The 3,488-nt window shown below is 69.8% G+C and carries 3 protein-coding genes; all 3 read left to right on the forward strand.

Going from position 1 to position 3,488, the window contains the following annotated elements; all coding sequences use genetic code 11:
- Positions 1-15 precede the first annotated feature (15 nt).
- Positions 16-984: a hypothetical protein gene (locus tag AB8Z36_RS32730; RefSeq protein ID WP_369217018.1), complete on the forward strand. Its 969-nt coding sequence runs from the start codon at positions 16-18 to the stop codon at positions 982-984.
- Positions 985-988: 4 nt separating this feature from the next.
- Positions 989-2,125, forward strand: a complete 1,137-nt coding sequence (gene chvE, locus AB8Z36_RS32735) for a multiple monosaccharide ABC transporter substrate-binding protein (protein WP_369217017.1) — start codon at positions 989-991, stop codon at positions 2,123-2,125.
- A gap of 17 nt (positions 2,126-2,142) precedes the next feature.
- The coding region (locus AB8Z36_RS32740; protein WP_369217019.1) for an ATP-binding cassette domain-containing protein at positions 2,143-3,488 on the forward strand (1,346 nt) is incomplete at its 3' end.

Here is a 3,488-nt window from a genome sequence, read left to right on the forward strand (position 1 = left end):
GAACATTGGAGTCCCGTGACCGGCCCCTCCCTGCCCCGGCGTCCCGGCGCCGACGCTCTCGCCCGGATCGGGCACCCCGTGCCGCCCCGCGCGGCGGACGACGCCTCGCCCCACACCTTCCCCGACGGCGGGACGTGGCGCACCGAGATCCCCTCCGTCGAGGGGCCGGAGGCGCTGGCCGCCGTGCTCAAGGAGAGCGCGCGGCTCGACGTACCGGTGCACCGGATCAGCCAGGGCAGCGGCGTCTGGATGCTGCGGGACGTCGAGATCACCGAGATGGCGGACGCCTGCGCCGGTCACGGCATCGAGCTCTGCCTGTTCACCGGGCCGCGCGGCACCTGGGACATCGGCGGCTCCACCCGCTCCGACTCCGGGGGCGCGGGGCTGCGCGCCCGGGGTCACGACGCGCTCGCGGGCTGCGTCGAGGACGCCGTGCGCGCCACGGAACTCGGCGTGCGGTGCCTGCTCGTCGCGGACGAGGGCGTGCTGTGGACGCTGCACCGGCTGCGCGCCACCGGAGTGCTCCCCGCCGGCACCACCTTCAAGCTGTCCGCGCTGACCGGCCCGGTGAACCCGGCCTCCTACGCCGTGTACGAGCGGCTCGGCGCCGACTCGCTCAATGTGCCCTCCGATCTGTCCCCCGCGCATCTCACCGAGATCCGCCGGGTCAGCCGGGCCCCCATGGACATGTACGTCGAGGCCCCCGACGACCTCGGCGGCTATGTCCGGATGTACGAGGTCGCCGAGCTGATCCGGCGCGGCGCCCCGCTGTATGTGAAGTTCGGCCTCTCCAAGGCCGCCGGCATCTATCCGTACGGCGCCCATCTGCGTGAGCACGCCCTCGCCACGGCCCGGGAGCGGGTGCGGCGGGGCCGCCTCGTCCTGGATCTGCTCGCCCGGCACGGCGCGGACGGCGGCATGTCGCCGCTCGGTTCGCGGCTCCCCGGTGAACTGCGCCGTTTCCCCGTCCCGGAAGGGGACTGACCCCATGCGCACCCGCGAAACCCGCAGCACCACGAGAACCCGCCTCCTCGGCGTCGCCGCCGTCGCCGCGCTGCTCACCGCCTCGCTCACCGCCTGCGGCCAGGAGGCCAAGGGCGGCAGCCGGTACCGGCCGGACGACGGCAAGGGCGGCACGATCGGCTTCGCGATGCCCACCAAGTCCTCCGAGCGGTGGATAGCCGACGGCAAGAACATGGCGGAGCAGTTCAAGAAGGCCGGTTACGAGACCGACCTCCAGTACGGCGACGACAAGGTGGAGAACCAGGTCGCCCAGATCGAGAACATGATCACCAAGGGGCACCGGCTGCTCGTCATCGCCGCGATCAACGGCTCGGCCCTCACCGACGTCCTGAAGCAGGCCCACGACGCGGGCATCCCCGTGATCTCGTACGACCGGCTCATCCTCGGCACGGAGAACGTCGACTACTACGCCTCGTTCGACAACGAGCGCGTCGGCCGCCTCCAGGGCCAGTACCTCGTCGACAAGCTGAAGCTCGGCGAGCCCGGTAAGGGCGCGGGTGACCCCCGCTCCGTCGAGCTGTTCGCGGGCGACCCCGACGACAACAACACGAAGTACTTCTGGAACGGCGCCATGGAGGTGCTGAAGCCCTACCTCGACAGCGGTCGGCTCGTCGTGCGGAGCAAGCAGACGAGGATCACCCAGGCCACCACCCTGAAGTGGGACGGCGGCACCGCGCAGAAGCGCATGGACGACCTGATCTCCAAGAGCTACGGCGACCGGCGCGTGGACGCGGTGCTCTCGCCGTACGACGGCATCTCCATCGGCATCATCTCCGCCCTCAAGAGCGCCGGATACGGGACGAGGAGCGAGCCGCTGCCGGTCATCACCGGGCAGGACGCCGAGCTGGCGTCGGTGAAGTCCATCATCCGGGGCGAGCAGACGCAGACGGTCTTCAAGGACACGCGCAAGCTGGCCAAGCAGACGGTGAAGATGGGCGACGCCGTCCTGACGGGCAAGAAGGTCCAGGTCAACAACGTCAAGACGTACAACAACGGCAAGAAGACCGTCCCCGCCTTCCTGCTCAAGCCGGTGAGCGTCGACAAGTCCAACACCAAGCTCCTCGTCGACGAGGGGTACTTCACGGCGGGACAGCTCTCGTGAGCGCCCCGCTGCTTGAGATGCGGGGCATCACCAAGACGTTCCCGGGCGTCAAGGCCCTCTCCGACGTGCGGCTGAGCGTGCGGCCCGGGGAGATCCACGCGATCTGCGGGGAGAACGGCGCGGGCAAGTCGACCCTGATGAAGGTCCTCAGCGGTGTGCATCCGCACGGCAGCTACGAGGGCGACATCCTCTTCGAGGGCGAGCCCGTCGCCTTCAGGGACATCCGGGCCAGCGAGCGCCGCGGCATCGTGATCATCCACCAGGAGCTCGCGCTCGTCCCCCAGCTGTCCATCGCCGAGAACATCTTCCTCGGCAACGAACAGGCCAGGCACGGCTTCATCGACTGGAACGACACCCTGCGGCGGGCGAGCGCCCTGCTCAAGCGGGTGGGCCTGCGCGAGAAGCCGCAGACACCGGTCTCCGACATCGGCGTCGGCAAGCAGCAGCTCGTGGAGATCGCGAAGGCGCTCTCCAAGGAGGTGCGGCTGCTGATCCTCGACGAGCCGACGGCGGCGCTCAACGACGAGGACAGCGCGAAGCTCCTCGACCTCATCGTGGAGCTGCGCGAGCAGGGCATCGCCAGCATCGTCATCTCGCACAAGCTGAACGAGATCCGGCAGATCACCGACGCGGTGACGATCCTGCGCGACGGGCGGTCCATCGAGTCGCTGACGGTACGGCGGTCCCCGCGAGCGCGGGCCGAACTCTCCGAGGACCGCATCATCCGGGGCATGGTCGGCCGCGACCTCGACCACCGCTTCCCCGAACGCACCCCCTACGAGGGCTACGGCGCGGACGAGCTCGCCCTGACCGTCGAGGGCTGGACGGTGCGTCACCCGGTCGACCACCAGCGCACGGTCGTCGACGACGTGTCGCTGACCGTCCGGCGCGGCGAGATCGTCGGCATCGCGGGCCTGATGGGCGCGGGCCGCACGGAACTGGCGATGTCCGTCTTCGGGCGGTCCTACGGCCAGTACGTCGCCGGGTCCGTGGCGGTGCACGGCCGCCCGGTGGACACCAGGACGGTGCCCGCGGCCGTCGACGCCGGTATCGCCTACGTCACCGAGGACCGCAAGCGGTACGGCCTCAACCTCATCGACAACATCAACCGCAATGTCTCCCTGGCCTCGCTGACCGGCATGCGGCGGCGCGGCGTCGTCGACGAGCACCACGAGCGGCAGGTCTCCGAGCGCTACCGCAGGTCGATGAACATCAAGACGCCCACCGTCTTCGAGCAGGTGGGCAGGCTCTCCGGCGGCAACCAGCAGAAGGTCGTCCTGAGCAAGTGGATCCACTCCGACCCCGAGGTCCTGATCCTCGACGAGCCGACGCGCGGCATCGACGTGGGCGCCAAGTACGAGAT

Origin of the sequence: Streptomyces flavofungini, from assembly GCF_041028215.1 — a bacterium.
GTDB lineage: Bacteria > Actinomycetota > Actinomycetes > Streptomycetales > Streptomycetaceae > Streptomyces > Streptomyces flavofungini_B.

What these genes read in the sequence shown, in the direction of transcription:
- chvE (WP_369217017.1), top strand. Translation starts at nt 989, where the DNA reads ATGCGCACCCGCGAAACCCGCAGCACCACGAGAACCCGCCTCCTCGGC.